Origin of the sequence: Virgisporangium aliadipatigenens (assembly GCF_016863615.1) — a bacterium.
Lineage (GTDB): Bacteria > Actinomycetota > Actinomycetes > Mycobacteriales > Micromonosporaceae > Virgisporangium > Virgisporangium aliadipatigenens.
Map to the genome: position 1 here is coordinate 90,095 of NZ_BOPF01000037.1, position 21,998 is coordinate 112,092.

At 68.6% G+C, this 21,998-nt stretch carries 23 protein-coding genes and 2 pseudogenes; 18 read left to right on the forward strand and 7 right to left on the reverse strand.

The window, feature by feature from the left end; all coding sequences use genetic code 11:
• The first annotated feature begins 6 nt into the window (after window positions 1–6).
• The 10 genes and pseudogenes from Val02_RS37380 to Val02_RS37425 all read left to right on the forward strand — a co-directional run.
• Entirely contained in the window at window positions 7–666 is a 660-nt protein-coding gene (locus Val02_RS37380) for an RraA family protein (RefSeq protein WP_203904040.1), read from the forward strand.
• Window positions 663–1,814: a pyridoxal phosphate-dependent aminotransferase gene (locus Val02_RS37385; RefSeq protein WP_203904041.1), complete on the forward strand. Its 1,152-nt coding sequence runs from the start codon at window positions 663–665 to the stop codon at window positions 1,812–1,814. The genes Val02_RS37380 and Val02_RS37385 overlap by 4 nt, the downstream gene beginning before the upstream one ends.
• A gap of 23 nt (window positions 1,815–1,837) precedes the next feature.
• A complete protein-coding gene (locus Val02_RS37390; protein ID WP_203904042.1) occupies window positions 1,838–2,455 on the forward strand; it encodes a TetR/AcrR family transcriptional regulator in 618 nt (205 codons plus the stop codon).
• A gap of 197 nt (window positions 2,456–2,652) precedes the next feature.
• Complete coding sequence (locus tag Val02_RS37395) at window positions 2,653–3,798, forward strand: DUF3500 domain-containing protein (protein WP_203904043.1); 1,146 nt, start codon at window positions 2,653–2,655, stop codon at window positions 3,796–3,798.
• 19 nt (window positions 3,799–3,817) lie between these two features.
• Complete coding sequence (locus Val02_RS37400) at window positions 3,818–5,614, forward strand: gamma-glutamyltransferase family protein (protein WP_203904044.1); 1,797 nt, start codon at window positions 3,818–3,820, stop codon at window positions 5,612–5,614.
• A 5-nt stretch (window positions 5,615–5,619) separates the two neighbouring features.
• Window positions 5,620–6,318, forward strand: coding sequence for a YoaK family protein (locus Val02_RS37405; protein WP_203904045.1), 699 nt, complete (start codon window positions 5,620–5,622; stop codon window positions 6,316–6,318).
• Between the two features lie 36 nt (window positions 6,319–6,354).
• Complete coding sequence (locus Val02_RS37410; protein WP_203904046.1) at window positions 6,355–7,749, forward strand: MFS transporter; 1,395 nt, start codon at window positions 6,355–6,357, stop codon at window positions 7,747–7,749.
• Window positions 7,746–8,966 (forward strand): FAD-dependent monooxygenase, encoded by a 1,221-nt coding sequence (locus Val02_RS37415; protein ID WP_239153634.1) that lies wholly within the window; start codon window positions 7,746–7,748, stop codon window positions 8,964–8,966. The genes Val02_RS37410 and Val02_RS37415 overlap by 4 nt, the downstream gene beginning before the upstream one ends.
• Window positions 8,967–9,115: 149 nt before the next feature.
• A complete protein-coding gene (locus Val02_RS37420) occupies window positions 9,116–9,613 on the forward strand; it encodes a hypothetical protein (protein WP_203904047.1) in 498 nt (165 codons plus the stop codon).
• A 59-nt stretch (window positions 9,614–9,672) separates the two neighbouring features.
• Window positions 9,673–9,894: pseudogene (locus tag Val02_RS37425) on the forward strand (transposase); the annotation flags it as partial.
• 175 nt (window positions 9,895–10,069) lie between these two features.
• Here the strand turns inward: Val02_RS37425 and Val02_RS37430 are convergent.
• The 4 genes from Val02_RS37430 to Val02_RS48570 all read right to left on the reverse strand — a co-directional run bounded on the left by Val02_RS37430 (window position 10,070) and on the right by Val02_RS48570 (window position 13,322).
• On the reverse strand, window positions 10,070–10,369 hold the full coding sequence (locus tag Val02_RS37430) for a MerR family transcriptional regulator (RefSeq protein ID WP_239153635.1): 300 nt from the start codon (window positions 10,367–10,369) through the stop codon (window positions 10,070–10,072).
• 237 nt (window positions 10,370–10,606) lie between these two features.
• A complete protein-coding gene (locus Val02_RS37435) occupies window positions 10,607–11,671 on the reverse strand; it encodes an amidoligase family protein (RefSeq protein WP_203904049.1) in 1,065 nt (354 codons plus the stop codon).
• Window positions 11,668–12,492, reverse strand: coding sequence for a hypothetical protein (locus Val02_RS37440; protein ID WP_203904050.1), 825 nt, complete (start codon window positions 12,490–12,492; stop codon window positions 11,668–11,670). The genes Val02_RS37435 and Val02_RS37440 overlap by 4 nt, the downstream gene beginning before the upstream one ends.
• Before the next feature lie 8 nt (window positions 12,493–12,500).
• Window positions 12,501–13,322 carry a SigE family RNA polymerase sigma factor gene (locus tag Val02_RS48570; protein ID WP_308440046.1) on the reverse strand — a complete coding sequence of 274 codons (822 nt, stop codon included), beginning with the start codon at window positions 13,320–13,322 and terminating at the stop codon, window positions 12,501–12,503.
• Between the two features lie 190 nt (window positions 13,323–13,512).
• Here Val02_RS48570 and Val02_RS48765 point away from each other — a divergent pair.
• The 3 genes and pseudogenes from Val02_RS48765 to Val02_RS37460 all read left to right on the forward strand — a co-directional run.
• A pseudogene (locus tag Val02_RS48765) lies at window positions 13,513–13,872 on the forward strand (recombinase family protein); the annotation flags it as partial.
• 104 nt (window positions 13,873–13,976) lie between these two features.
• Window positions 13,977–14,288: a transposase gene (locus tag Val02_RS37455; protein WP_203904051.1), complete on the forward strand. Its 312-nt coding sequence runs from the start codon at window positions 13,977–13,979 to the stop codon at window positions 14,286–14,288.
• Window positions 14,285–15,208, forward strand: a complete 924-nt coding sequence (locus Val02_RS37460) for an IS3 family transposase (RefSeq protein ID WP_203904052.1) — start codon at window positions 14,285–14,287, stop codon at window positions 15,206–15,208. The genes Val02_RS37455 and Val02_RS37460 overlap by 4 nt, the downstream gene beginning before the upstream one ends.
• Here the strand turns inward: Val02_RS37460 and Val02_RS37465 are convergent.
• Window positions 15,174–15,524 carry a hypothetical protein gene (locus Val02_RS37465; protein WP_203904053.1) on the reverse strand — a complete coding sequence of 117 codons (351 nt, stop codon included), beginning with the start codon at window positions 15,522–15,524 and terminating at the stop codon, window positions 15,174–15,176. The two genes, Val02_RS37460 and Val02_RS37465, sit on opposite strands and share 35 nt — an antisense overlap.
• A gap of 93 nt (window positions 15,525–15,617) precedes the next feature.
• Entirely contained in the window at window positions 15,618–16,109 is a 492-nt protein-coding gene (locus Val02_RS37470; protein ID WP_203904054.1) for a winged helix-turn-helix transcriptional regulator, read from the reverse strand.
• A 19-nt stretch (window positions 16,110–16,128) separates the two neighbouring features.
• Between Val02_RS37470 and Val02_RS37475 the strand changes: the two genes are divergently transcribed.
• Window positions 16,129–17,028, forward strand: a complete 900-nt coding sequence (locus Val02_RS37475; RefSeq protein ID WP_203904055.1) for an NAD(P)H-binding protein — start codon at window positions 16,129–16,131, stop codon at window positions 17,026–17,028.
• A gap of 1,089 nt (window positions 17,029–18,117) precedes the next feature.
• Here the strand turns inward: Val02_RS37475 and Val02_RS37485 are convergent.
• A complete protein-coding gene (locus Val02_RS37485; protein ID WP_203904057.1) occupies window positions 18,118–18,705 on the reverse strand; it encodes a TetR family transcriptional regulator in 588 nt (195 codons plus the stop codon).
• A 65-nt stretch (window positions 18,706–18,770) separates the two neighbouring features.
• Here Val02_RS37485 and Val02_RS37490 point away from each other — a divergent pair, with 65 nt between their 5' ends.
• From Val02_RS37490 to Val02_RS37505, 4 genes are all read left to right on the forward strand, one after another.
• Window positions 18,771–19,679 (forward strand): SDR family NAD(P)-dependent oxidoreductase, encoded by a 909-nt coding sequence (locus Val02_RS37490; protein ID WP_203904058.1) that lies wholly within the window; start codon window positions 18,771–18,773, stop codon window positions 19,677–19,679.
• 230 nt (window positions 19,680–19,909) lie between these two features.
• Window positions 19,910–20,650, forward strand: a complete 741-nt coding sequence (locus Val02_RS37495) for a leucine-rich repeat domain-containing protein (RefSeq protein WP_203904059.1) — start codon at window positions 19,910–19,912, stop codon at window positions 20,648–20,650.
• 811 nt (window positions 20,651–21,461) lie between these two features.
• Window positions 21,462–21,731: a hypothetical protein gene (locus Val02_RS37500; RefSeq protein WP_203904060.1), complete on the forward strand. Its 270-nt coding sequence runs from the start codon at window positions 21,462–21,464 to the stop codon at window positions 21,729–21,731.
• Window positions 21,728–21,998, forward strand: a 271-nt coding sequence (locus Val02_RS37505; RefSeq protein WP_203904061.1) for a recombinase family protein, incomplete at its 3' end; no start/stop codon positions are given. The genes Val02_RS37500 and Val02_RS37505, both read left to right, overlap by 4 nt.

Genomic DNA, 21,998 nt, shown 5'->3' on the forward strand with positions numbered 1-21,998 from the left:
CCCACAATGTTCATTGTTGCGGCGACGGACAGGCTGTTCATCGCTCCGAGCTGGGATCGCGTGGCGGCGGCGAAGACTCGCCGTCTGGAGCGGGTGCCCGCGGCCAACGTCGGCGACGCGTTGCAGCGGATGACCGTCATGGACGGCGGCATCCGGCTGTGCACCGAGCGCGGCGCGCTACTGGGAAACGCGCTGACGGTTGACGTGCGGTCGGGTGACAACCTGGCCATCCACCGGGCGCTCGACGAAGCCCGACCGGGCGATGTCCTGGTGGTCAACGGGCACGGGGACATGACCCGTGCGCTGATCGGGGACCTCATCGGTGAGATCATGGTGAACGCCGGGGTCGTCGGCGCGGTGGTCGACGGTGCCGTCCGCGACGTCCAGGCGCTGTCCGAGATGGGCCTGGCCGTCTACGCGCGCGCGGTCACCCCCGCCGGACCTTTCAAGGACGGGCCCGGCACCATCGGTGCGCCGGTGGCGGTCGGCGGCGTGGTGGTGACAGCAGGTGACGTGCTCGTCGGTGATTCCGACGGCGTCGTCGTCGTTCCACGGCACCGCGTGATGGAGGTCGTGGAGGCGGTCGACGGGATCGGCGAAAAGGAGCAGGCGCTTCGGCAGCGCATCCTCGCCGCGCGCGCCGGCCGTGCGGCGGTGGCCCTGTGACCACCATCGTGCCCGCCCTCCGGATGGAGGAGCTGCGCCGCTGCTCGCGGCGCCCGGCCCTTGGCCCGGCACCGCCGGGGGCTGTCTCCCTTGCCATGGGCGAGCCGGACTTCCCGACACCGTCACCGGTGATCGAGGCCGCCGCGGCGGCCTTGCGCAGGGGAGACACGCACTACGCCGACCAGAAGGGCCTGCGGGAGCTGCGCGCCGCGTTGGCGTCCAGGCTGCCGGCGCATCCGGGCCGGATGTGGACCGCGGAGGACGTCGTGGTGACGCACGGCGCGACCGCCGCGCTGGCGTCCGCCGTGCTCGCGATGATCGGCCCCGGTGACCGTGTCGTCATTCCGGAGCCCGCCTACTCGCTCTACGCCGACCTGGTCGTTTTCGCCGGGGGAACGGTGGACTTCGTCCCGCTCGCCCCGGACCTGCATTGGGACGTCGACGCATTGGCCGCCGCGCTTCCCGGGGCGGCGATGGTGATGTTCTCGAATCCGTCGAACCCGACCGGCATCGTGCACCGCAGGGAGGAGCTCGAGGCCCTCGGGAAGCTGCTCGACGGCTCCGACACCCTGGTCGTCAGCGATGAGGCGTACCACCGGCTGGTCTATCCGGGGCATGTGTTCACCTCGACGTTGGAGATCGAATCGCTGCGCGATCGGACGGTGTACGTGCAGACGTTCTCCAAGACCTACGCGATGACCGGCTGGCGCGTTGGGTACCTGGCCGGGCCGCGTGCGGTGGTGGACGCGGTGGCGCACGGGCACCGGACCCACAACGGCTCGTTGAATACGGCGGTCCAGCACGCGGCCCTTGCTGCTCTTGATCTGCCGGACAGCGTCGTCGATGCCATGGTCGACAGGTACCGGCAGCGTCGCGAACTCGTGGTCGCCCACCTGTCCGGGATTCCCGGGCTGCACCTGGTTCCGCCGGAGGGAGCGTTCTACGGGTTCCTTCGCTACGACGCCGACCTGCCCTCCGAAGCGATCGTTCGCGAGCTCGCCGAGCGGGCGGTGATGGTGCGGGCCGGCGCCGAGTACGGGCCCTCGGGCGAGGGGCACATCCGGATCTCGTTCGCGGCCTCTGAGGAGGACCTGCGGACCGGCCTGGCCCGCATCGTCCGTCATCTCGGCGATGAGAGAAACCAATGAGGTTCGGCGAGGGCGGAGGGGCCATGACCGATCAGCAGGCGTCCCGGCGCGGCGGGCGCCAGCCACGCAGTGACGCCCGCCGCAACCATCGGCGCCTCCTCAAGGCCGTCGGCGAGCCTGCCCGCGAGGCGCCCGATCAGCTCACCATGCAGGCCGTCGCGTCCCGCGCGGAGGTCGGCCCGGCTACCGCCTACCGCTACTACTCCTCGCTCGACGAGGTGCTCGCGGCTTATGTGCTCAGCGTCGTCGAGGAGCTCCGCGATTTCAGTGCGGCATCGACCGCGCAAGGGCGACCGCTGTTCGATTCCGTCGTGAACAAATGGGTGGACCTGCTTGCCGAACACGGGCCGGCATTGGTGCAGCTCCGATCCAGGCGAGGTTATCTGGAGCGGCTCCATGATGGGAACGAGATCATGGTCGCGCTGCGGGATGCCTGGAGCAGGCCGGTGGAAGGGCTGCTCGACGACATCGGCCTCCCGGAAAAGTTGATCGAGTACGCCGTGTTCCGCGCCAACATGATGTTCGACCCGCGGGAAATCCAGGATCTGCTACAGGAGACGGACCTGTCCCGCCCGGAGGTCATCACGCGGCTGACCGAGGCATACGGCGGCGCGCTGCGTGGTTGGGCCCGGGCCGGCTGATCGTTCCGGGCGCAGACGCCGACCCGACGAACTCGGCGCCGGGCGCCGGCGGTGCGCGGCTGTCCCGTGCGCGGCGCACTTGCTGCTGATCCGGCTACTCCAGCGGTGGCACGCGTGACCTTTCTTTGCGCTTCTTATATGAGAACTTCCTCTCAATTCAGAGATACATCTCGGTTTCTCGCCAGGGGGTAATAGTGATGAGGCAGCAGGTTGAGCGCGAACCCGGCGCGACGCACGACGCCGCCCGCGAGGTCGCGAGCCGGATGGCCGAAGCGGCCCAGGCGTGGCTGGACTCCCTGGACGCGGACCAGCGCACGGTGGCGGTCGGACCACCGCCGGGCGCCGGCGAGGACGCCGAGGCCGAACGCACCCGCTGGTTCTATACGCCGACCGATCACGGCGGGCTGACGTTTCACCAGCAACACCCCGCCCAGCAACGGCTGGCGATGCGGCTGGTCGCGACCGGCCTGTCCGAAGCGGGGTACACCACCGTCGCCACCGTGCTCGGCCTGGAGAACGTGCTCGACCGCATCGAGGGCTTCTCGGTGAACTGGGGACGGGAACGCACCCGCGACCCCGGCATGTACTACCTGCGAGTCTTCGGCGAGCCCGACGGAGTCCAACCGTGGGGATGGCGGTTCGGCGGCCACCACGTCTCGCTCAACAACCTCGTGGTTGACGGGCGCGTCGCCGCCACCACGCCGTGCTTCCTGGGGGCCGACCCGGCCGTGTCGCCGCTCCTCGGCGGCGCGACGCTGCGCCCGCTGGGGACGGCCGAGGACCTGGCCCGCGAGTTGGTCCGCTCCCTGCGCCCCGAGCTCAGCGCCCGCGCCGTGCTGCTGGCACGCGCCCCGAACGACATCGTGGCGGGCAACAGCACCCGGATCGACGACCGGGTGGTGCGGCGCCGCGAGCTCTGGCGCCCCGGGCCGCACGCCCCGGACCGTGCCGAGGAACCGGCCACCGGCCTCGACGGCGCGGACCGGCAGGCGCTGGCCCTCACCCCGACACCCAGGGGAGTGCCGGGCGCCGAACTCGACGCCGCGCAACGGGAGCTGCTGCGGGCCCTGCTCGGCACCTACCTCGACCGCGTTCCGGACGGGGTGTCCCCACTGTCGCGCTACCACGACCCGGCAACGCTTGACGCCGTGCACCTCGCCTGGGCCGGCTCCACCACGGCGGGCGAGCCGCACTACTACCGCCTGCACGGCCCGCGGCTGCTCGTCGAGTGGACCAACATCCACCGCGGTGTCAACCACGCCCACGCCGTGTGGCGGGACCCGGCGACCGACTTCGGCGGTGACGTCCTCGCCGCCCACCACGCCGCTCACCACGCGCGATGAGGGACGGGATGTGACAGACATGGCAGGTCAACAGCCGCCACCGCACCCGACGCGCCCCACGCTGCGGGGATCCTTCGGCATGTGCGCGTCGACGCACTGGCTGGCCGCGGCGACGGCCCAGTCCGTGCTGGAACGCGGTGGCAACGCGTTCGACGCGGCGACGGCCGGCGCGTTCGTGCTGCACGTGGCCGAACCGCACCTCAACGGGCCGGGCGGCGATCTCGTCGCCCTGTTCGCGACCGCGGCGGGAGCGGCTCCGCTCGTGCTGGCGGGACAGGGCCATGCGCCGCGGGGCGCCACGATCGAGCACTTCCGGGCCGAAGGACTGGACCGCGTTCCGGGTGCGGGTGCCCTGGCCGCCGCCGTCCCGGGCGCCGTCGACTCCTGGCTGTGGTTGCTCGCCGAGTTCGGGACCTGGGAGCTCACCGACGTCCTCGCCTACGCGATCGACTACGCGGAACGCGGGGTTCCGGTCGTTCCCCAGTTGGCGCGGGTCCTGGCCACGGTCGAGGAGCTCTTCCGGACGCACTGGCCGACGTCGTACGCGCTGTGGATGCCCGGAGGACAGGTCCCGCAGCCGTACGGAACTCTCGTGAACCCCGTCTACGCCCGGACTCTGCGCCGGCTGAGCGCCGCGGGTGTCGGCGGGACGAGAACCGCCCGGATCGACTCCGCGCGGCGCATCTGGCGGACGGGGTTCGTGGCGGCCGCCGTGGCGGAGTTCGTGGCGACGCCGCATCGGCACTCCTCGGGCCGGGACCACGCCGGAGTGATCACCGCCGCTGACTTCACCGACTTTGTTCCGTCCACCGAGCCCACGGTCACCGCGGAGTTCCGAGGGATCACGGTGGCGAAAGCGGGCCTGTGGTCTCAGGGCCCCGTGCTGCTGCAGGCCCTCACCATGCTCGACCAATTCGACGACGAACAGATCGATCCGTCGACGGCCGGCGGAATCCACACCATCACCGAGGCTTTGAAGCTGGCGATGGCCGACCGGGAGGCGTTCTACGGGCATCTGGACCCGGCAGACGCGGAAACCGTGATACGCCGTCTGCTGTCCCCCCGGTACAGCAAGGAACGCGCCGGCCTGATCGGTCCGGTCGCGTCAACCGCGTTCAGGCCCGGCGACATCGGCGTCACACCGTACACACCACCGCTCGTCACCGGTCAGCGCGGCGTCCGGGCCGACGGCGTGGGAGAACCGACCCTGCAACAGACCGGAGAGACCCGCGGCGACACCTGCCACATCGACGTCGTCGACCGCTGGGGAAACATCATCTCCGCCACACCGTCGGGAGGGTGGCTCCAGTCTTCGCCCACCGTGCCCGAACTGGGCTTCGCGCTCGGCACCCGGCTCCAGATGACATGGCTGGACCCGGCCGCCCCGGCACGCCTGGCGCCGGGCCGGCGGCCCCGCACGACGCTGTCGCCGACCATGCTGTTGCGCAACGGCAGGCCCGTCGCCGCGCTCGGCACACCCGGGGGCGACCAGCAAGACCAGTGGCAGCTTCTTTACCTGGTGCGCACGCTCGCTCTCGGGCTGGATCCACAGGAGGCGATCGACGCACCCGCGTTCCACACCACCTCGGTACCGAGCTCTTTCTGGCCGCGGACCTGGCGGCCGGCGGGTCTGGTGATCGAGGAACGAGCGGGCCGGGCGGTCATCGACGAACTACGCGAACGCGGCCACGACGTGACCGTCTCCGGACCGTGGAGCCAGGGCCGGCTGTCCGTCGTGACCCGCGATCCGAACACCGGCGTCCTGCGGGCGGCGGCGAACCCGCGCGGTGCCCAGGGATACGCGACGGGGCGATGAGCGGCATGACATCCGATACCCGCACCGATGGCCGGGCCGCACGACAGCGGGTCACGCTGCCGGGCCTGATGCTTGCCCTCACCTTCGCGACGGGCATCGTCGACGCGGTCGGATACCTGCGCCTGGACCAGGTGTTCGCGGGCAACATGACCGGCAACGTCGTCATCCTCGGCATGGCGGCCACCGGCCAGACCGAACTTTCCGTGCTCGGTCCGGTCGTCGCGCTGTTCTCCTTCCTCGCGGGTGCGGCCTTGGCCGGCCGGGCGCTGCGCACCGCCGTACCGCACTGGAGCCGCCGGTGCGCGGGCCTGCTGGGCGCCGTCGGACTGCTGCTGGCCGCCACGGCGCTCGGCATGGCCACGACCGGGGTGGGCACCCCCGCCGCCCGCGTGCTGATGGCGTTCTCCCTCGCCCTGGCCATGGGAACGCAGGCCGCGACGGCCCGCCACCTCGACGTCAAGGACGTCAGCACCGTCGTCGTGACCTCCACGCTGACCGGCCTCGCCGCGGACTCCCGGCTGGCGGCGGCCCGCGGCCAGCGGGCCCTGCGACGTGGTGCGGCTGTTCTGCTCATCGCCGCCGGAGCGGTTACCGGCGCGGCGCTGTGCCAAGTGCACGAAGGCGTCGCGGTGGTGGTGGCGGCACTCGTCGTACTGGCGGTGACCGGCCTCGGCCACACGGCCAGCACCGGCGGAGACCGGTGAGGAAGACATCCATCACGAAGAAAGGTAGGGACGTCCATGACCACAGCTCTGGCTCCCCCGTCCCGTATCGGGAAGGCCGCTGTCTGGGCCGTCGGCATCCTGGCAGCCGCCACCGGAACCCTGGAATCGGTGGTGTCACCGACGCTCCCGCTGCTGCAGCGCGAACTGTCAATCAGCCCAGCGCAAGGCGCACTGCTCAGCATCGCGATGCTCATCACCGGTGCTCTCACCGCGCCCATCGCGGGCGTTCTCGGTGACCGCCACGGCGGAAAGCGGGTGATGATCTGGCTGATGGCGGTGGTCTCGGCCGGTGGCCTCGTCTCATCCCTCGCGCCGAACCTGCCGGTGCTGCTGCTCGGGCAGGTGCTGCAGGGCGCGATGGTGGGCGCGATGCCACTGTCGTTCATCCTGCTGCGCAAGCTCCTCCCGGCCGGCGAGTCGCAGGTGGCCATCGGGGTGGTCAGCGGGTTCTTCGTGGGCGGCGGCATGCTGGGGACGCTGATAGCCGGGCCCATCGCGGAAGGACTGTCGCGGCACTGGATGTTCGCGATACCGACTGTGGCGATCGTCGTGGCGACCCTGTTCGTCCGCAGGCTGATGCCGGACGATCAGCCGACCCGGTCGGACGCCAGGATTGACTGGCCCGGCCTGGCTCTCCTGAGCTGCATTGTGCTGACGTTCATGGCCGGGCTAGCGATGGCGCCCGAGGCCGGTTCGCAGCCACTCGTGCTCGTCGTCATCGTCGTGCTTCTGGTCGCCTTCGTGACCGGATGGCTGGCCGTTGAACGTCGTGCGGCCGCGCCGATGTTCGATCTGCGCCTGCTCGCGACGCCTGCGATCTGGCGGTCCTATGTGGTCACGTTCGCCGTCTGCGTCGGCGCCGCGGTGGCGATTTACCTGGTTCCGCAGCTATTCGCGGTGTCCGGCGACGGATACGGGTTCGGGGCCAGTTCCACCGACATCGGGCGCTACCTGTTGCCCGCCGCCGCGATGGCGGCAGTCAGCGGACCGCTCGGCGGGCTCGGGGCGCGGCGGTTCGGCGCGGGTGCCGTTGTCACCGCCGGAATCGGGCTCATGACGGCCGGGCTGATCGCCATGGCGTTCATCCACACCGAAATCTGGCACCTCATCGTCGGCAAAGCGCTGATCAGCCTGGCCAACGGCGCCTGCATCACGGCGCTGGTCATCAAGACAGCCACCTCGGTCGATCAGGGCAACACCGGCACCGCCACGAGCCTGGTCCTGGTGATTCGCGTGCTCGGCTTCGCCACGGGCGCGCAGCTCAGCGGTGCAATCCTCACCGCCGGGACCCCTGCCGGATCGGAGGTCCCGGCCGAGTCGGCCTATGTCACCGCCTTCGTCATCGCCGGCGTGGTCGCGGCACTGGCCCTGTCTGTCGTCCGTAGCCTCGGCAAAGGAGTCAAGGAATGATCCGCACCGATCCGATGACGGCTATCCGTACCACGCCGAGGCGCAAGGTCCTGATATCAGGGGCCAGCGTCGCGGGCCCCACCCTCGCGTTCTGGCTGAACCGCTACGGATACGAGGTCACCGTGGTGGAGAAGGCGGGCACAATTCGCAGCGGTGGCTATCCCATCGACGTGCGGGGCACCGCGCTTGAGGTCGTCCGGAGGATGGGGATCCTCCCGCGGCTGCGCGAAGCGCACATCGACCTGCGCCGGCTGACCTTCCTCGACGGGGACGGCAGCGAGGTGGTCTCGCTCAAGCCGCACGTTGTCACCGGTGGGGTCGAGGGCGAGGACCTTGAAGTGCGGCGCGGGGACCTGACCGACGCTCTCTACACGGCGGTCCGTGACGACGTGGAGTTCCTGTTCAACGACTCCATCGACCTCCTCGATCAGACCCGCGACGGGGTCGACGTCACCTTCCGCGGGGGCGGCAGGCGCACGTTCGACATGGTGTTCGGTGCCGACGGTGTGCACTCACACACCCGGGAACTGCTGTTCGGTCCGGAGGCGCGGTTCCATCGGTACCTCGGCTACTGCTTCGCCGTGTTCACCATGCGCAATACCCTCGGGCTCTCCCACGAGACCGTGATGTGGAACGACCCGGGCAGGGCCGCGGCCCTCTACGCCGTGGGGGACAGCGACGAAGTGCACGCCTTCCTGAACTTCGCCCGGCCGGAACCGCCGTTCGACGCGTTCTCGAATCCGCAAGCCCAACGGAACCTGGTCGCCACGGTCTTCGCCGACGCGGGATGGGAGATTCCGGGCATGCTCGCCGCCATGCGCGACGCGGGCGACGTGTTCTTCGACGGGGTCAGCCAGATCCACCTGCCACGGTGGTCCAGCGGCCGGGTCGCGCTGGTGGGCGACGCCGCGTACGCGCCCTCTTTCCTTACCGGACAGGGCACCAGCCTCGCGCTCGTCGGCGGGTACATGCTCGCCGGTTCCGTGGCCGACCGGGACCACGCCGCCGGCTTCGCCGCCTACGAAAACAACACCCGTGAGTTCGTGACGCTGAACCAGGGGCTCGCCGGCAAGGGCGGTGCCACACTCTTCCCGACCACCGCCGAGGAATTGGAACAACGCAACAACAGGCTGCGCAATCTCAGCGCCATGCCTCCCGCGAACGGACGACCGGCCCACTCGGCCCTCACCCTGCCCGAAATCACCGCGAGGACGTAACCAGGATCCCGGATGCTCGGCTCGAGCTCATAGCGGGCGGGCGCCATGGCATCGCCACCGAGTTCGCGGACGTCTCACGACTTGGGCTACGGCCTCACCTGAACGGCGTGCCGCCGTCCGCCGAACGCTCTCACAGATAGGAAAACAGCATGCTGACCGAAACACATCCGAACGCCCAGTGGCTGTCGGATGTCTACCGTGGCGGCGCCGCGATTGCGTCCGATCCGAACCTCGACGAGGACGAGCGGGAGCACCGCCAGAAGGAGCACGCGCAGGCGATCATGGGTCGCATGTCGCCGAACATGATCATTCACACCGGCGGCGTGCGGCTCACTGTTACCGCCGGCATGGACTTCCTGACGAAGTACCACAAGCGCCGGGCGATGCTCTCGGACGTGAACGTGCAGCCCCTGGGCTTCGATCAGATCCTCGCCGACGACTACTACGGCATCGTTCACGGCACGTTCCGAACGGCGCGCGGCGACGTCTTGTGGACGCGCGTGGGGATGGGCGCGTGGCGGTTCGAGGACGGCATCGCAGTCGAGCACTGGGAGCTGTCCAACGGGCCGAAGTGGGACGAGTTCTTCCTCGCAGGCGATCCCGATTTCAACGGCTCGGCGCTCGAGTTCTGGACGCGAGGCGTCTAGCGATCTTTGGTCGCTGGGTTCTGTCTCGCGGATCATGGCTTTGGTTCGTTGGTCAGGGCGTGGCGCGAGGTGACTTGAGTGCCGAGGAGTGGGCTGTGCTGGCGCCGTTGCTGCCGGCACAGCCTGGTCGTGGTAGTCGGTGGCGTGATCACCGGCAGGTGATCGACGCGATCTGTCGGGTAAGGCGGACCGGGTCGCTGTGGCGGGACCTGCCCGAGCGGTACGGGCCCTGGAAGACGGCCTACCAGCGATTCCGGCGATGGGCTGCCGACGGGACCTGGCCCGGCTACGCCGGCACGTGATCACCCTCGCCGAGCTCGACGACGGCCGCTCGGTGATGTCATAACCGAACCGTGCGGAGTGAGTACTCACTCCGTCGACGGGATATCGGCGCCCGTGCGGGCCGGGGCATGGGAAGCGCCGGCCCGCACGCGACCGCCGGGCGACGGCACAGCTTCAGCGGCGTCGCCGGTCGATCTGGTCCTGGATCAGCTGGGCGAACCCTTCGGCCATGTGCAGTTGGTCGGGCAGGGCGTCCACACGGGCGAGGGCGGCTTGGTGGAACACCGCCAGCCGGTCGTGCTGCACGCCGCGTTCGTCCTCCTCGACGGTTGCGGCGTCGAGGATCTGCAACAGGTCGGGCATTTCCTCCAGGGTGAAACCGAAGGGCTTCATGCGCTTGATGACCTCGAGGCGGGCCAGATCGGGTTCGGTGTAAAGGCGGAAGCCGCCGTCGCTGCGGGCGGACGGGATCACGAGGTCGTCGAGCGGAATGACGGCGGTGGCACTCGCGACGGACAGGTCCGACGAACCGTTCGATGTAGCGGTTCGCCTGTGGTGTCCGGGGCGGGGTCTTGACCACCTCGATGCCCTCGTCGGCCAGGACGGCAGTGGTGAAATCGACCGTCATCCGGTGATTATCGCCGCTGCCGTGCTCAAGACAGGGCCGACGGGCGCTGCCTGCGGTCAGTGGCTTCAGAGGTTCCGCGATGTTTATGTTCGTGCCGCGAGGGCGGCGGCGGCAATCGTGAGCAAGCCGTCGACCGCAGCGACCGGATCGCTGGGTGGGTACGGGAACGGTTGCTCGTCGAGGCATTGTTCGAGGAGCAACTCGGCAACCGCAGCATGGTGGACGATCTCATCGGCGTCGATCGAGCCGGACAGGATGCGGATCTCTACCGTGTCCCGCACCGGCCTGTCGGTCAGTATCTGGCAGAGATTGACATCGAAGAACTTGCTCAGGTTGCAGTCGTTGGCGGTCTTGCGCAGGGTAGCGGCGTCGGCGCCGGCATCAGCCGCGGCTACCAGTGGTGCCGGCAGGGGGGCGAGCCGTCGGCAGGCGGGGTTGGTGCGAAAGATCGCACGGAGGGGTTCGCGCCAGTGCGCGAAGAGCCGAATGAGGTTGTTCAGGGCGGGTGGAGACCGGAACGGGCCGCCGTCGACGTGCATGTGAACGGCAGCCTCGACGGGCACGGTGAAGCCTAGTTCGCGCGCCGGAGCGAGCAACTCGTCGAGCGCCTCGCGGTGATCTTCGGTCAGCGGTGGGGTGATGACCTCACAGGGGCGTTCCCGCTCTCCGCCCTGCGGCGCGGCCAGCGCGATGGTCGCACCGCCAGGGTCGTCAAGCCGGAAGACATCGCCGATCTGCTCGACCCGGGTGCCCCACAACCGTGCGGTCTCCTCCAGCGCCGCGGAGATCGATTGTGCCGGGTCGCTGTGCGCGGCGAGCAGGCGCAGCAGCCGCGGGTCGTCGCTGAGCACCCGGAACCAGCCCGGGGCAGCGGCCGCCCCCGGGTCAAGTCCCGCGACGAGGGTGACGTCGTCGACCAGGGTGCACAGCGGTGAGCCGTCAGCCCGGCGCACCTCGAAACCCAGCGTCAGGTGCAGAAATCGCCCCACCCCGGGCACCAGGGAGGGTTCACTGTCTTCGTGCCACACCGGCCGGACGCTGCCGCCGCAGCGGCCGGCCAACTCCACGGCGAGGCTGCGCCGGCTCAGGCCGGGCGGCGCCATCAACTCGACCTCGAAGCCGATACGCCGGCGCAGCGGCGGGGTCACGGCTTGATGGGCAGGGTCTCGCCCGCGAGCAGCTTCTGACCGCCGGCAACCTTCGCCTCGTACGGGTCGGGAAGGTTCCACAGCGCGGCCAGTTCGACCGCGTCCTCGTAGGTGTAGCCCGCAGAGAAGAACTTCGCGACGGCAGTCGATTCCTTCTGCGCCGCGACGTTCTCCGGCTTCGGCTCGATCGGCAGCTTCTCGCCCGCTTCCAGCTTCTTGCCCGCGACGACCTTCGCTTCCGACGGACTCGGAAGGTTCCATAGCGCGGCGAGCTGCACCGCGTCATCCCAGACATATCCGGCGCCGAAGAACGCCGCTAGCGCGGCCGCGTCGGCGGGAACGGCCGGTTCGGACGTCGTGGGGTCGCTCGGGTTCGGGTGCGGCGGGATCGGCAAGGTTTCACCGGCCAGCAGGCGCCGACCGGCCTCGGCCTTGACCTGGCCGATGTTCTGCCCGGTGTGCCATAGCGCGGCGAGCTGCACCGCGTCGTCGTACCCGTAGCCGGCCGCGAAGTACGCCGCCCAGTACCTGTCTAGGTCGGCCTGGGTGAAAGACGGGGCGACCGAGGGGATCGGGGAGCCCGGTGCCCCGGCATTGATCCCAATGCCGCGGGGGTGTCCGCCCAGTACCGAGGGCAGTTGCACCGCCCCGGCGATCAGGCCGGCACTCAACACCGCACCACCCGCGACCTGCGCGCCGCGGCGACGCCGCTTATAGATGCGGGAGAGCTCCAGCACTCGCGCGTAAACCGCGGCCGGGTCGGGAGCGAGGGTCTCATGAGTCTCGAATGCTTCGCGTAGCTGCTCACCGTGATCGGTCACGACGTCTCCTAGGTATAGATCCGAACTTGCTGCTCCGACAGCAGCCGCAGCTTCCGCAGTGCTTTCGCAGCCTGGCTGCGGACCGTTGCCTGCCGGCAGCCGAGGAGATCAGCTATCGCCTCGTCCTGCATCTGCTCGTAGTAGCGCAGGACGAGCACGGCTCGCTGTTTGGGGCCCAGCGTGGCGAGCCGGCGCCACAGGTCATCCGCGTCCGCCACACCCTCGGCAGGATCTCCGACCTTGCCTCGGGTGTCGGCCAGGTCAGCCAGGCGCTCCCCAACGGCGAACACGCGGCGCACCGTCCACGTACGGCGCCAGGAAAGGTACTCATTGAGCACCATGCGCCGTACATACGCCTCAGGCGACTCCGACCCGGAGATCCGCCGCCACCGGACATGGGCGCGGGCCAGCACCTCCTGCACAACGTCTTGAGCAAGATCGTGGTCACCCGTCAGGACAATCGCGTAACGCAGGAGGCTGGGTAAGCGGGCCACCGCGAACTCCTCGAAGGTCACACCACTGAAGACGGCACCGGCAGTCCCCGCGTGCACCGCCCGTACGATATTTTTCTGCTCCGCCCGCGTCGTGGCCGAGTTCTTCGACGTCGGACAGAGCCGTTCCCTGTCGTGGCAGCGCCGCCCCCAGGCCGGTCTTCTTCTGGCGGCGTTGCGGGACCCGCGGCGCGGCTTCGCCGACGTGGTCGTGGGGGAGCCGCACGCGCCTTCTACGGCAACCAGTTCGGTCTGACCGTGCCGCTGTTCGTCCACTTCGGTGTCCGGCTGTGGGTGCCGGCGATCGGCGGCCCGATGGATGCGGACAACGAGGCCCACGAACTGGTCATGTCGGTCTTCGGTGGGATGAGCAAGGCGAACGCAACCGGATCAAGCTCCGGGTCAAGACCGCGATGGCCGCACAGACCCTGCCGGAGGGCGCTATCTCGGCGGCCGCCCGCCCTACGGCTACACCCTGGTCGATCTTGGTCCGCATCCGAACCCGGCCAAGGCCGCTACCGGCCGCCACCTGCGCGGCCTCGTCCCCGACCCGGTAACCGCACCGGTCGTCCGACGTATCATCGCCGAGTTCCTTACCGGCTACGGCATCCATGCCATCGCCGAGAACCTGACCAACGACCACGTGCCCTGCCCGTCAGCCGCCGACCGGGCCCGCAACCGGCACCGCACCGGTGTGGCCTGGACCAAGAGCGCAGTGCGGGTATCCTCACCAACCCCCGCTACACCGGCCGCCAAGTCTGGAACAAGCAACGACGTAGCCCTCGGCCACACACCCGTCATGCGGTGGAACCACACCGCCGACCGGATCGTGTCCAAGGAGATAGTCCACGAGCCGATCATTAACGACGACACCTTCAACCAGGCCCAACACCTACGCGGTCAACGCGCCGCCGGCAAAGGCATCCGACTGAGTTCCCCCGGTTTCCGGGAGTCTTCTGATCATGGTCTGATGGCCATGGGGCGGACCGTTCTGTGGCAGCACCGAAGAAGTACCCGGACGAGCTGCGTGCCTGTGCGGTGCGGTTGTATCGGGACTCGGATCCGAAGCCGACGATCCGGAAGTTGGCCGAGCAACTCGGCGTGCACCACGAGGCGTTGCGTAACTGGATCCGGCAGGACCAGGCCGACCGCGGCGAGCGTGAGGACCGGCCGGCGAAGGACATGGTCGAAGAGAGCCGCCGGCTGATGCGGGAGAACGCCGAGTTGCGGCGGGCGAACGACATCTTGAAGGCTGCGAGCGTGTATTTCGCGGCGGAGCTCGATCCGACCCGGCGACGGTCATGAGGTTCGTCGACGAACACCGTGACCGCTTCGCGGTCGCGCTCCTGCTACGGGTTCTCGGCATCGGCGAGTCCACCTTCTACCGCTGGCTCGACCGCGAACAGCGCCCGTGCGAGCGGGCCGACGTCGACCGGGCGTTGTTGTCCAACATCTACGACATCTGGGAAGCGTCCGGGCGCACCTACGGCGCGGACAGGGTCCACCAGCAGCTACGCCGTGACGGGATCGCTGTCGGCCGCAAACGCGTCGAGCGGTTGATGGCCGGCCAGGGCTGGCAGGGCGCGTTCCTACGCCGCGGCTGGCGCGGCGGCGCGACCCGGCAGGACCCGCACCACACCCCGGCGCCGGACCTGGTCAACCGCCGGTTCTCCGCGACGGCACCGAACCGGTTGTGGGTCGCTGACGTCACCCGCATCCGATGCGGTGAGGGCGCGTTCTGGCTCGCCGCCGTTCGGGACGTGTTCTCCCGGCGCATCGTCGGCTGGAAGACCTCCGACCGGTGCGACACCGACCTCGTCCTCGGCGCCCTGGAGTACGGGATCTGGTCCCGTGACGTCCGCGACGGGCAGCTTATCCACCACTCCGACCGCGGGTCGAACTACACGTCGTTCCGCTTCGGACAGCGGCTGGCCGACAACGGGATCCTGCCCTCGATGGGCTCGGTCGGCTACAGCTACGACAACGCGCTGATGGAGAACTTCTTCTCCACCCTCAAGATTGAACTGGTCTACCGACACGCCTGGCGCACCCGTGACGAGGCCGAAAACGCCGTCTTCGCCTACATCGACGGCTGGTACAACACCCGCCGCATCCAGAAGGAACTCGGCTACCTCAGCCCCGACGAATACGAAGCCGCCTGGCACACCAACCAGACAAACCCTGAGACAGCTACCGTTCAGCCTGAACCAACGGGCGCCAGGTAACCACCACTCCCCGAAAGCGGGGGGAACTCAGTTCGCCCTCCGAGCCGTGGAACACGATGGGCTGGGTCTCGATCGGCTCCTCGGGTCCGCGTATCCAGATGGCGACCAGCCCACCGGTCCCGTCCTGCCCGAAAACCCGCAACGGCGCTGGACCGGCCGAAGGGCTGCCGGTCCAGGACCGCCACCACTCAGACGTCTCGACGGACCACATGAACTCGTCGTACGGCTCGAAGTCGTAACCGTCGTGGTCCGTTGAGAAGCCTGCGGCGTGTGCCGCGGCCAGCGGAGCCGGCAGCATGCGGTCCTCGTCCTGCATGAGCAGAGTCCATGAGGGCTGCGTCGCGACGATGGAACGCAGAGACCGGGCCGGAAGACACCTTCGGCACTTCGGTCCGCGCGCTCAGCGGCATTACCGTGAACCTGATCCTGTTGCGGACGGGGACTTCGGCGCGGGCCATCGATGTGGATGTGCCTCAATGCTTTCCGTTTTGCCGTCGGCGGCGTCCCAGCGGCGGCGCGCTTCGGCGAATGCGGCCCCATGCTCGGTGGCCCAGTCGGCGAGGACTCGCATCGGGCCGGTCAGGGTGTGCCCGAGTTCGGTGAGGGCGTACTCGACCTGTGGCGGGATGGTCGCGTAGGCGGTGCGGCTGACCAGGCCGTCGCGCTGCAACCGTCGCAGGGTCAGCGTGAGCATTCGCTGCGAGATACCAGGAATCAGCCGGTGTAGTTCGCGGAAACGTCGTACGCCATCCACCAGTTCGGCGAGGACCAGCATCGACCACCGATCGCCGACCCGGTCGATGATGTCGCGTAGGCCACAGTCATGGGCGAAACTGCTCGCGCATAGTGCTTCGCCCAGCTCACTGCGCGTCCTGGTTACCGCCGTGTGCCCATCTGACATCAAAGTGCCTCCTTTTGCGATGACCGCTGTCCGTTGGATCGTCGCACTCGTGATCCTGTTGACAGGTGCCTCCGGCGGTCTCGGCCGTCTCATTGCCGCGGGGCTCGCGACCCGCTCCGTCCCGTTCATCGCCGCTACCCGTGACCCGTCACGCCTGCCGGATCCCTTGCCCGGGTCGGTGTCGCAGCGAACGCTCGACCTCGATGATCCCCGCACAATGGCCGCGGCGTTCGACGGCGTCACGACGGCGATCCTCGTCTCGGCCGGGTTCGCGGAACCGGACACCGTCATCGCCCGACACCGAGCCGGTCTGGACGCCGCGGCGCGGGCCGGCGTGCGTCACGTCGTCTACACCAGCCTGTCCTCAGCCGGCGACCACCTGGCCTACGCGCTGCCGCACCGATGGACGGAGCGATACCTCGCGGCCGGACCGCTCAGCTGGACCGTGCTGCGCAACGGTCTGTACGCCGAACTGGTGGCCCCAGACGTTGCCCGCGCCGCTGAGACCGGCATCCTGGCAGCCCCGTTCGGCGACGGCGCACTCGCCGCTGTCGCCCGCGCCGACCTTGCCGACGTCGCCGTGCAAGTGGCCGTCGACGCCGACGCGGACCCGCGCGAGCACTCCGGACGAACCTACGAACTGGTGGGTACCCGACCGATCAGCGGCGGTGACCTCGCCGCCGCCGCGGGTCCGGACGTGAAGTATCGACCGACAACGCTGGCCGCCCTCCGCGCCGATCTGACCGACGCGGGCCTCCCACCGTTCGCCGTGGCGTACGTGACATCGACGTACGCGACCGTCGCGGCCGGGTTCCTCGCCGACTCCCACCGCGGGACCGGTGGCGACCTCGCCTCCCTGCTCCGCACCCCACCTCGGGATCCCATCGCCGTCATCCGCGACAGCATGGTCACCACGTAATTTTTGCCTCACCCGCAAGCCCGACAATCCGGAAGCGGCACAGGAGTTCAACCCCGATCAGTGCACCATTCTCCGCGGATCAGGGATTACTGGACGCCGAAGGCGCCGGTAATCAGGCCACGACAGGTGGCAATCGGCCGGTGCGCACCGACAGCGGCATGAGCGGACGCCGTAGCGTGCAAAGGCCGGCAGCCACTCCCGTCACGCATGCTGTTTGACTTGGGGACGACGGTCGGTTGAGGAGGTGTGGGTGGTGGTGAGGATTCTTATGGAGTCTCTCCATCAGACGGTGCTCGAACACCCAGCGACCAGGGCTGGACGAGGGGCGAGTCCGGTACTACATGGAGCATCCAGGCGAGATCAGGGGTGTTCTCGTCTACGAGGGCCCCGATAGCGGCGAACGGATCACCGTCAACGGACATCACCGTGTGGAGGCGGCCCGGCGCCTCGGCTGGCGGGATATTGATGTTGACCTTCGGCCAGGCACTCGGCAGGATGCCTTGTCTTATCAAGATCTCGTACGAAAGCCTTGGTCGGAGATTGAGGGAGAGGCAGTGCGCGACGCTTGATTCGTCGGTAGCACAGCACCCGGTTCGGAGCTGTCTGTCGAGCGATGAGCACCTCGACTGCATGACATTGGGTAGCAGCCTGTTGGTGACGACCGTGCGTCGCTAAGTCGAATCCGGACAGCGGTATGAGCGGATGTCACCCGCCATGTGACTGCTCGGAGCCGGCCCGGTCGGCCATTCGCCGCAACCGTCCAAACCACATCGATCAGCTCGCGGTCGGACGGCAGGCTCAGAACCGTGGGGACTGGCGGGCGCCGATTGGCGGTGGACCAGCCGAAGCGCTGTCGTGAGCCAGACGCGAAGATCGGCGAGCTCGCGGACCGGGTCTGGTCTCTCTCTGTTCCTGCCACGAACGGACGGCGTCTCCCGCGGTCCGGATACGAGTGGATCTATGTCGCCGGTGGGGCGAGCCGCGCGTGACGAGTTCGATTCTTGGGCCGGCGCTGGCGGACTTGCGGGTACCGGACGGCGCCCGCGTTCACCTCGACGCCGGCATCAACCCGCTCGACCGGGCGCGACGTCAGTTGGCGACACCTGCGATATCCGGACGCAGCAGCGCGAACGCCCGGTCGAGCAGGACATCACGCTTCGCGGTGCCACCGGTGCGGGCCCACTCCTGCGTGACGGTGTCCAGCGCCGCTGCGGCGGCGTTAGTAAGTAGATCGGCGGTGAATGCATCAAGTGGTGGGTCGGATCGAGCGCGCAGCGCGTCACTGACGCTCTGGCGCCACTCGGCTCGCTTTTCGTGCAGGCGCGCCCGCAGCGATGGGGTGACCTCGATGAGGCGGAGTCTGGTCTGGGCCTGCTCGGAGTCGTGGATTTGCTGCTGCCATCGCCTCAGCACCTGGTGCAGGCAGTGCCACGGGTCGTCGCCGGGCTCCTCGCGGATCTCGACGATGACCTGCTCGCCGAGGATATCGACGTCTCCGAAGACGGCGTCCTCCTTGGCCGGGAAGTACCGGAAGAAGCTGCGTTTGGTCAGCCCGGCGGCGGCCGCGATCTGTTCCACGGTCGTCGCATCGAATCCCTGCTCGGCGAAGAGCCGCATCGCGACGGCGGCGAGTTCGGCCCGCACTGCTCGCCGCGTCCGTTCCCGCAAGCCTGTCACGCACCGAAGTCTACTTAACAACATGCGATGTCGAAACTGTCACCCGGTGTCATATAGTGAGGTCCATGACGAGACCCATGCACGGCAAGACGGTCGTTGTCACCGGCGGCACCGCCGGCATCGGCAAGGAAACCGCTCGGGGCCTGGCCCGGCTGGGAGCACAGGTCGTGGTGGTCGGCCGAGACGGCGACCGCGCCCGCACGGCGGTTGCGGAGCTTCGGCGCGACACCGGCAACGACCGGGTCGAGGCGATGCTCGCCGATCTCACCCTGAAGCGGAACGCACGGGGGTTGGCCAAACGCATCACCGCCCGGTACGGCGAGATCCATGTCTTGATCAACAATATGGGGGTCACCCGGGCCGGCCGCGTGCTGACCCCAGAGGGCATCGAAACGACTTTCGCCGCCAACGTTCTGGCGCCCTACCTTCTGACGGACGGCTTGCTGCCAGCGCTGATTCGCGCCGCCCCGACTCGCGTCGTCAACATCACCGGCGGGGTGCCCCGCGGCTCGATCGACCTGGACAACCTGCAAGGCGAACGGTCGTACGTGGCGCTGTCGCACTACAACCAGACCAAGCTGGCGCTCATGGCAATGAGCTACGCGACCGCCGAACGCCTCCGCGGTAGCGGGGTCACCCTCAACGTGGCGTATCCCGGCCATGCGTACACATCGCTCAACAAGGGCCTGCCCGTCGGCGCCTACCCGCCCGTCGCTCGGCCGATCGTCCCGCTTCTGCGGCCACTCCTGCCCCTTCTCTACGGGCAGAGGGCCGCGGTACGCGCCTCCCGATCCAGCGTCTACCTGGCGTCCGACCCGGGCGTGGCCGATCTGCACGGCACTTACATCAACAGCGCGTGCCGTGTCGTGGCCTGGCCCGCCGCGGTCCTCGACCGACGCAACCGCGATGCCGTCAGTGCGATCTGCGAGAAACTGGCCACCGCGCCCACCCGCTCCACCCGGCCGGCGGGGTAAGCCAGCACATCGACGGACTCCACCACGTGGTCTGGTGAGGGAACCTGCCCATCGGAAGGGGGCGACCGATCTTCATGACGTCGAATGACGAACCGATCGCGGCAGATCTGGATGCCTAGGTCAATTGTCTCGGGCCGCACGGAACGGGTTGGCCTGCTCGGCTGTCAGCCGCGGGGCGGCGTGGCCAGACAGCCCGGTGCGGGGTTGGCAGCCGATGTACGGTCGGCCAAGTGGAGGAACGCATCCCGGCTGCCGAGCGGATCGAGCGCGCCCGCCAGACCCGGTCGCCGAAGCTCGAACTGGACCGGTGCGGGCTGTACAAGGTGCCGAAGGAGGTGCGCGACTTCACCTTCGTGGAGTCGCTCAACCTTGAGTTCAACAACCTCCGCGACCTGCCGAAGTGGCTAAGGAAGCTGGACGCCCTCACCGAGCTGAACGTCGGGGCGAACGCGTTCTACGAGGTGCCCCTGGTGATCCACCGCCTCACCGGGCTGCGGGTGCTCGACCTGAGCGAGAACAACCTGGAGGGCGAGCCACTGGATTTCTTGGGCGGGCTGACGAACCTCACGCGCCTGTACCTCGTCGACACCCGGTCCGACCGGCTTCCGGAGAGCATCGGCGGGCTGACGCAGATGCGGGAGCTGAACCTGTACCGGGGGTTCTTCACCAACTCGCCGGACAGCCTGCCGCCCTCCCTGGGCCGGCTCACCAACCTCACCGCGCTCGAGCTGTCCCGCAACGGTTTGCACGAGGTGCCCGAGTGGGTCCGCGGCATGACGAAACTGCGGTCGCTGGGCCTTTGGATGACCGACATCACCGAGATCCCGGAGTGGCTCACCGAGCTGACCGCCCTTGAGCGGCTTGCGTTGCCGTGCGACCCCGGCACCGGGCTGCTGGCGGCGATCCTGCGCCTGCCGCACCTGACCGACCTCTCGATCGACGGCGAGGAGGTGGAGCTGGGCCAGGGCTGACCGGCTCCACCTCCCCGTGGGTCACCGCACCCATGGCGGGGTGCTGATGGGAGTGGCTTGCGGGTGAGCATGGCCCGTGACTGCGCTCCGAGCTTGATCAAATGCGCTGACATCGGCATGAGTGCGCAGCTGATCAAGGACGGACGCGTGCGCCTACCGGTGGCAACGGGATGCTGGGCGGGCTGGATCGGCCCGACGGGGTGGGAGCAAACGGGGAGCAGCGCGGCGCTCCATACCGCGCTGAACGGCGCTCAACCGCGTCGTACTGCTCTGTACTGCGCCGTCTGACCTGCGCGATCTCCAAAGCCGCAGGTCAGCGCACACGCCGGACAAATTTGACACGGAAGAGGTCTCCGACCTTCGGTGATCGACTTTGGCTTGGGTTTCCGCAGGTCAATGGGTGTGTGCTCATAGCGCTGTGCGGGCTGCTGTGATCATTTGGGAGCAGATTGGGAGCAGGGCTTTGACCTCTCCGTGCGGGGAAGCGCGCTCCGGCCGATGAGGCACTTCTACTGCTGCCATTCGACGTGAACGCCGATCCGTAGCCGCAGCATCCGCTAGTTCCGGCGGGCGCTCATCACAGATGAAGACCGCAAGGCCGGACTACCCGTGAGGGTGGTCCGGCCTTCTTGTGTTACTCCTGAAACGGAAGAAGAGAAGACCTTGACTACCCAATTCCTTGTTCTGCCTCGTCGTTTCACCCGTGTCGCCGGCACGTGTCCGGCGACCGATCCGAGTTCGCCCGTCCTCGACTCCCGGTTCCAGGCCGGCGGGCGTTGTCCGACCGACGTCGCTGGTGTGGTGGCGGCCTATGGCTGACCTGCCGACCCGAGATGACGACCGCGAGATGCCGGCCCACGTTGGCACGGTGGAGGTGTCGCCGCCTGCTGATGGGCTTGACCTTGAGCCGCGAGTGGAGCGTTCATCGACAACGTCGTCGCGATCCGACACGGCCGCCACGTCGATGCCGCGCGTGATCGTGCCGAGTGGACCGCCTGAGTTCGGGCCGCGTGCGGCGCGGGCGTTGCTGGCCGTGCTGATCGAGGCGTCGACGACAGTCGATCATCACCACACCGAATGACCAACCAGCCAACCGGCCCCAGGTTCGCGTTCTACGGGCGTGTGTCCACCGAGGACAACCAGGACCCGGAATCGTCGCGGCGGTGGCAACTCAACCGTGCCACCGCCCTGATCCAGCCGCACGACGGCCGGATCGTGGCCGAGTTCTTCGACGTCGGGCAGAGCCGCTCCCTGCCGTGGCAACGCCGCCCACAAGCAAGTCTGCTGCTCGCCGCCTTGCGTGACCCCGGCCGCGGGTTCGCCGACGTCGTGGTGGGGGAGCCGCATC

What these genes read in the sequence shown, in the direction of transcription:
- Val02_RS37475 (WP_203904055.1), top strand. Translation starts at nt 16,129, where the DNA reads ATGACCGCTGTCCGTTGGATCGTCGCACTCGTGATCCTGTTGACAGGT.
- Val02_RS37410 (WP_203904046.1), top strand. Translation starts at nt 6,355, where the DNA reads ATGACCACAGCTCTGGCTCCCCCGTCCCGTATCGGGAAGGCCGCTGTC.
- Val02_RS37460 (WP_203904052.1), top strand. Translation starts at nt 14,285, where the DNA reads ATGAGGTTCGTCGACGAACACCGTGACCGCTTCGCGGTCGCGCTCCTG.
- Val02_RS37420 (WP_203904047.1), top strand. Translation starts at nt 9,116, where the DNA reads ATGCTGACCGAAACACATCCGAACGCCCAGTGGCTGTCGGATGTCTAC.
- Val02_RS37380 (WP_203904040.1), top strand. Translation starts at nt 7, where the DNA reads ATGTTCATTGTTGCGGCGACGGACAGGCTGTTCATCGCTCCGAGCTGG.
- Val02_RS37500 (WP_203904060.1), top strand. Translation starts at nt 21,462, where the DNA reads ATGGCTGACCTGCCGACCCGAGATGACGACCGCGAGATGCCGGCCCAC.
- Val02_RS37415 (WP_239153634.1), top strand. Translation starts at nt 7,746, where the DNA reads ATGATCCGCACCGATCCGATGACGGCTATCCGTACCACGCCGAGGCGC.
- Val02_RS37395 (WP_203904043.1), top strand. Translation starts at nt 2,653, where the DNA reads ATGAGGCAGCAGGTTGAGCGCGAACCCGGCGCGACGCACGACGCCGCC.
- Val02_RS37400 (WP_203904044.1), top strand. Translation starts at nt 3,818, where the DNA reads ATGGCAGGTCAACAGCCGCCACCGCACCCGACGCGCCCCACGCTGCGG.
- Val02_RS37465 (WP_203904053.1), bottom strand. Translation starts at nt 15,524, where the DNA reads ATGCAGGACGAGGACCGCATGCTGCCGGCTCCGCTGGCCGCGGCACAC.
- Val02_RS37390 (WP_203904042.1), top strand. Translation starts at nt 1,838, where the DNA reads ATGACCGATCAGCAGGCGTCCCGGCGCGGCGGGCGCCAGCCACGCAGT.
- Val02_RS37405 (WP_203904045.1), top strand. Translation starts at nt 5,620, where the DNA reads ATGACATCCGATACCCGCACCGATGGCCGGGCCGCACGACAGCGGGTC.
- Val02_RS37470 (WP_203904054.1), bottom strand. Translation starts at nt 16,109, where the DNA reads ATGTCAGATGGGCACACGGCGGTAACCAGGACGCGCAGTGAGCTGGGC.
- Val02_RS37490 (WP_203904058.1), top strand. Translation starts at nt 18,771, where the DNA reads ATGACGAGACCCATGCACGGCAAGACGGTCGTTGTCACCGGCGGCACC.